Origin of the sequence: Vogesella aquatica, assembly GCF_028548455.1 — a bacterium.
Classification (GTDB): Bacteria; Pseudomonadota; Gammaproteobacteria; order Burkholderiales; family Chromobacteriaceae; genus Vogesella; species Vogesella aquatica.
Genome location: NZ_JAQQLF010000049.1, coordinates 1 through 506, shown reverse-complemented (window position 1 = coordinate 506; position 506 = coordinate 1). Strand labels below are relative to the sequence as shown.

Here is a 506-nt window from a genome sequence, read left to right as displayed (position 1 = left end):
GTGTTGCTCACGCTCACGCCGCTGATGGTCGGGGTGGCATCGTTGTCGACGATGGTACCGGTGGCGTCTTTGCCACCGACAGCCAGTTTCAGCGTTTCGTCGGCTTCATCCACGGTGTCATTCACGGTCGGTACGCTGACGGTGAAGCTGCTTACACCGGCCGGCACGATCACGCTCTTGCCATCGGCACTCAGGGTCACGCCGTTAGTGAAGGTCACGCCGGCACGGTTGAAGTCGCCTTCGGACGCGGTCACGCCGGCCAGGCTGAAGTCAAAGGTGGTCTGGCTAGAGGACGTATTGCTCAGCTGTACGTTGAAGTTCAGCGCAGTGCCTTCGTCGGCCTTGGCATCGGCGTTGCTCACGTCAACAGAGGCGATGCTAGGTGCACCGTCGTTGTCGATGATGGTACCGGTGGCGTCTTTACCGCCAATGCTCAGCTTGACGGTTTCGTCGGCTTCGTCGGTGGTGTCGTTGGTGGTCGGTACGGTGACGGTGAAGCTGGTCAC

The 506-nt window shown here is 60.7% G+C and carries 1 pseudogene; it reads right to left on the bottom strand.

Annotated features, from left to right (window positions below):
* Positions 1-506: pseudogene (locus PQU95_RS18500) on the bottom strand (hypothetical protein); the annotation flags it as partial.